The sequence below is a fragment of the Promicromonospora kroppenstedtii DSM 19349 genome (assembly GCF_000515355.1).
GTDB lineage: Bacteria > Actinomycetota > Actinomycetes > Actinomycetales > Cellulomonadaceae > Promicromonospora > Promicromonospora kroppenstedtii.
Window position 1 is genome coordinate 21925 of record NZ_KI911594.1, and the last position, 4981, is coordinate 26905.

Annotated in this window: 4 protein-coding genes and 1 pseudogene; 2 read left to right on the forward strand and 3 right to left on the reverse strand. The window is 71.6% G+C overall.

Going from position 1 to position 4981, the window contains the following annotated elements:
• From PROKR_RS33630 to PROKR_RS03125, 3 genes are all read right to left on the reverse strand, one after another.
• A partial coding sequence (locus tag PROKR_RS33630) for a hypothetical protein (RefSeq protein ID WP_036959449.1) occupies positions 1-321 on the reverse strand: 321 nt, incomplete at its 3' end.
• 209 nt (positions 322-530) lie between these two features.
• Entirely contained in the window at positions 531-1817 is a 1287-nt protein-coding gene (locus PROKR_RS03120; RefSeq protein ID WP_036959450.1) for an arginine deiminase, read from the reverse strand.
• 28 nt (positions 1818-1845) lie between these two features.
• Entirely contained in the window at positions 1846-3288 is a 1443-nt protein-coding gene (locus PROKR_RS03125) for a basic amino acid/polyamine antiporter (protein WP_036959451.1), read from the reverse strand.
• Between the two features lie 194 nt (positions 3289-3482).
• Between PROKR_RS03125 and dusB the strand changes: the two genes are divergently transcribed.
• A complete protein-coding gene (gene dusB, locus PROKR_RS03130; protein ID WP_036959452.1) occupies positions 3483-4673 on the forward strand; it encodes a tRNA dihydrouridine synthase DusB in 1191 nt (396 codons plus the stop codon).
• A gap of 49 nt (positions 4674-4722) precedes the next feature.
• Positions 4723-4981, forward strand: a pseudogene (locus PROKR_RS33635) (hypothetical protein); the annotation flags it as partial.

Consider the following 4981-nt stretch of genomic DNA (forward strand, 5'->3'; position numbering starts at 1 on the left):
GCCGAGCGCGGGGCCGGGCACGGCCGACGCCGGGGCCCGCAGGGCCTCGAACGGAGGCAGAGCGGCGGTCAGCGCGGGCCACAGCTCGTCGGCCGTGGCGAACCGCAGCTCGGCGCCGGGCGCCAGGAAGGTCTCCCCGTCGCGCTCGGCGATCACCTGGATCACCAGCAGCGCGTGGTCGCCGATCAGGGTCAGGCGGGTCACCGTGCCGCTCGAGCCGGACGTGGCGATCAGGGTCGCGCGCACGGGCGCACCCAGGTGCTCCGCGAGCGCCGTGCCCACGGCGGTCGTCCCGCCGCCGTCCCTCGCCTCGGCCGTCACCGCAGCCCATTGTCTTGCGTCAAGCTCCAGAATCCGGCCGGCCATGCGCAACTCCCTCTTCGACACCCGTCAACGACCCTCGGCATACCGCAGCCGAACCGTATCCCCGGGCACGGGGCCAGTCCACGATTGAACTACCCATGGCCAAAGATCAGGTCAGGCCGTATCTTGCCCGGCCACGGGCGCCGGGGCGAACCGGGACCGCGCGCTCAGAAGGCCGGGTCGCGGACGATCGGGCAGGTCATGCAGTGGCCGCCACCGCGGCCCCGCCCCAGCTCGGCGCCGTTGATCTCGATGACCTCGATGCCGGCCTTGCGCAGCAGGTCGTTGGTGGTCGTGTTGCGGTCGTACGTGAACACGACCCCGGGCTCCACCGCTACCGCGTTGTTCCCACTGTCCCACTGCTGACGCTCGGACTCGTACACGTCGCCGCCGGTCTCGATCACGCGCAGCTCGCCGAGCCCGGTCTCACGCGCCACGACGTCCAGGAACGGGGTGTCGCCCTCGTCCGTGACGTCGACCTCGCCGGTGCGCCGTCCTGAGCCCGTCGAGGGGCTGCCCGGCCGCAGCACGAACGCGTGGATCGCCTCGACGATGCGGGGATAGACGGTCACGGTGTCGACGTCGGCGAAGGTCATGACCGTGTCCAGGTGCATGGCCGAGCGGAGCTTGGGCATGCCCGCCACGACCACCTGCCGCGCCGCGCCGCCCGCGAACAGGGCAGCGGCGACCTGCGTGATCGCCTGCCGGGAGGTGCGCTCGCTCATGCCCACCAGCACGGTGCCGTTGCCCACGGGCATCACGTCGCCGCCCTCCAGCGTGGCCCGCTGGTGGTCGGTCTCCGGGTCGCCCCACCAGACGGTGGACCCCACGAAGTCCGGGTGGAACTCGTAGACGGCCTTCATCAGCAGCGTCTCGTCGTGCCGGGCCGGCCAGTACAGGGGGTTGAGCGTCACGCCGCCGTAGAGCCAGCAGGTCGTGTCCCGCGTGAACAGGGTGTTGGGCACGGGCGCCATCAGGTACTCGCGGGAGTCGAGCGTGTACTCCGCGAGCGAGCGGTGGGCGGCCGGCAGGTCGGGCACGTCCTGCGTGGCCAGGCCGCCGATCAGGTACTCGGCGAGCTGCTCCGGGGCCAGGCCCTCCAGGAACTCGCGGGTCGCGTCGATCATGCCGGTGCCGACCACGCCCGGCACGATCTTGCGGTCCAGCAGCCAGTCCCGTGCCCCGGGCACCCGCATGGTCGCGGCGAGCACGTCGTGCAGCTCCACGACGTCGACGTCCCGGGACCGCAGGTCGGCGACGAACCCGGCGTGGTGCTCGATCGCCCGGTCCACCCACAGCACGTCGTCGAACAAGAGGTCGTCCGAGGTGGTGGGCGTGAGCCGCCGGTGGGCCAGGCCCGGGCGGCAGACCAGCACCTTGCGCAGGCGCCCGACCTCCGAGTGCACCCCGTAGGCCGCCGAGGGCCGCGTCGTGTCGTCGCTCTGGATCGTCATGGTCTTCCCTTTCGGACGGAGATCGCCTTCAGATGGAGATCGTGCCCGTGGCGAGCGCGACGACGCCGATCACCGCGCCGACCACCGACACGACGAAGATCACCAGCTCACCCCGGCTGAACACGCGCCGGTTCTGCTCGCGCCGCGTCATCGCGAACAGGACCGTGGCCGGGGCGTAGATCACGAACGACAGCAGCACGAACGTGAGCCCGGCCGCGAAGAGCAGGAACGCCGTGTAGAGCACGGCGAGGGACGCGATGACGAGGTCGCCCGTGGTGCGGCTGCCCTCCGCCGGCCCGCCGCGGCCCAGCGCCAGCTTGAGTGCGAAGCCGGCGGCGAGCAGGAACGGGATGAGCGACAGGGCGCTGGTGAGGTCGAGCGCGAACGTGAACGCGTCGTCGGACAGCAGCGTGACGAACAGGACCACCTGGATCAGCACGGTCGTCATCAGGAGGGCGGCGCGGGGCACGTCGTTCGCGTCGGACGTCGCGAGGAACCGCGGCATGTCCCGGTCCTTGGCCGCGACGAACAGCACCTCGGACGACATCAGGGTCCACGCGAGGTAGGCGCCGAGCACGGACACGATCAGGCCCACGCTCACGAAGACGGCGCCCCAGCCGCCGACGGCCGCCTCCAGGACCCCCGCCATCGACGGCTGGCGCAGGTCCGCGATCTCCTGCATCGGGAGGATGCCGTAGGACACGATGGTGACCGACGCGAAGATGGCGAGCACCATGAGGAAGCCGAGCACGGTCGCCCGGCCGACGTCCTCCCGGCGCCGCGCGTGCCGCGAGTAGACGCTCGCTCCCTCGACGCCGAGGAACACGAAGACCGTGGCGAGCATGGTGCCGCGCACCTGGTCGAACAGCGGGCCGGTGATGCCGTAGCCCTGGAAGTTCTCCGCGAGCACCTGGGGGTCGAGCAGGAAGGCCGCGATGAGCACGAACATGATGATCGGCACCAGCTTGGCGACGGTGACGATGCGGTTGATCGTCGTCGCCTCCTTCACGCCGCGGCGCACGAGCAGGTAGAACCCCCACACGCAGGCGGACGACGCGACGAACGCCACGAGGGTGTCGCCCTCCCCCAGCACGGGCAGCACCGCGCCCAGCGTCGACATGATGAGGATCCAGTAGGTGACGTTGCCGACGCACGCGCTCGCCCAGTAGCCGAAGGCCGAGAAGAAACCGAGGTACTCGCCGAACCCGGCCTTCGCGTAGGCGTAGACCCCGGAGTCGAGGTTGGGCTTGCGGATCGCGAGCCGCTGGAACACGAAGGCGAGCATGAGCATGCCGGTACCGGCGATCGCCCAGGAGATCAGCGCGCCCAGCACCCCGGTCTCGCCGGCGAAGCGGCTCGGCAGCGAGAAGACGCCGGCGCCCACCATGGAGCCCACGACCATGGCGGTCAGCGTGGCCACGCTGATCTTGGCCGTACGGCCCTGCGTGCTGCTCTCGGAATGCTGCGCCATCGCGAGACCCCCATGCGCTCGTGCACGGTCCGGTTGCCCGGTTTCACGTCCCGGAGCGTCGCGCCTCCACGACGTCCCAGCAGTGCAATTAGAAGCATGTCCGACAGAGGTCGGCAAAAGATGTTTCACCGTTCAAGGCGGGCCTGTGGCCCGCGTCGCAGCGGCCTCCCGGCGGTGTGCGCCAGAATGGACCCGTGACTTCCGCGCTCGCCCCGACCTCGCTGCTCAAGCCCCTCCAGATCGGGCCCATCACGGTGGGCACGCCGGTGGTGCTCGCACCGATGGCCGGCGTGACCAACCGCGCCTTCCGCACGCTCTGCCGCGAGGCCGGCCGGTCGGCCGGCTTCGACCCGGGCCTTTACGTCGCGGAGATGGTGACCAGCCGCGCGCTCGTGGAGCGCAACGTGGAGGCCCTGCGGATCGTCACGTTCGGCCCGGAGGAGACGCCGCGCTCGGCGCAGGTGTACGGCGTGGACCCGGCGACCGTGGGCGCGGCCGTGAAGATCATCGCCGGCGAGGACCGGGCCGACCACGTCGACCTGAACTTCGGCTGCCCGGTGCCCAAGGTGACGCGCAAGGGCGGCGGCGCCGCCCTGCCGTGGAAGCGCCAGCTCTTCACGGACATCGTCAAGGCGGCGGTCGAGGCCGCCGAGCCGCACGGCGTGCCCGTGACCATCAAGATGCGCAAGGGCATCGACGACGACCACCTCACCTACCTCGAGGCCGGCCGGATCGCGGAGTCGCTCGGCGTCGCCGCCGTGTCCCTGCACGCCCGGACCGCCGCCCAGCACTACTCCGGGCAGGCCGAGTGGGAGGCCATCGCACGCCTCAAGGAGGCCGTGCGCACCATCCCGGTGCTCGGCAACGGCGACATCTGGTCCGCCGAGGACGCCGTGCGCATGGTCGAGCAGACCGGGGCCGACGGCGTCGTCGTGGGCCGGGGCTGCCAGGGTCGCCCCTGGCTGTTCGCCGACCTGGCCGCCGCGTTCAACGGCTCCGACCTGCGGGTGCGGCCAGGGCTGCGCGAGGTGGCCGACACGATCTACCGGCACGGCCTGCTCATGGTCGAGTACTTCGACGGCGACGAGGGCAAGGGCATGCGCGACCTGCGCAAGCACATGGCCTGGTACCTCAAGGGATACGCCGTCGGCGGTGAGAAGCGGCACTCGCTCGCCCTGATCGACACCCTGGACGAGCTCCGCGAGCGGCTCGACGCCCTGGACCTGGACGCGCCGTACCCCGGCGAGGACGCCGAGGGGCCCCGCGGACGCGCGGGCTCCCCCAAGACCCCGCACCTGCCGTACGGCTGGCTCGACTCGCGTGACCTGTCCGAGGAGTTCGAGGCCAGGCTGCGCGAGGCCGAGCTGAGCGTCAGCGGCGGGTAGGACTCCCCTGGCGGCGGGTGAACCTGACCAGGTCCGTTACGCTCCTTCCGTGCTGTCCGACGTCGCGCGCCGTGTCAGCGCGCCCGAGATCACCCCCACCACCGCGGACGACCCGCCCGAGATCGGCGGCTACGAGATCCGCGGCCGGCTGGGCCGGGGCGGCATGGGCGTGGTGTACCTCGGGGCGACCCGCAGCGGCCGCCTGCTCGCGATCAAGGTGATCCACCCGGAGCGCACCGGCGAGAGCGAGTTCCGCACCCGGTTCCGCCGCGAGGTGTCGGCCGCGACCCGGGCGCGCAGCCGCCGCA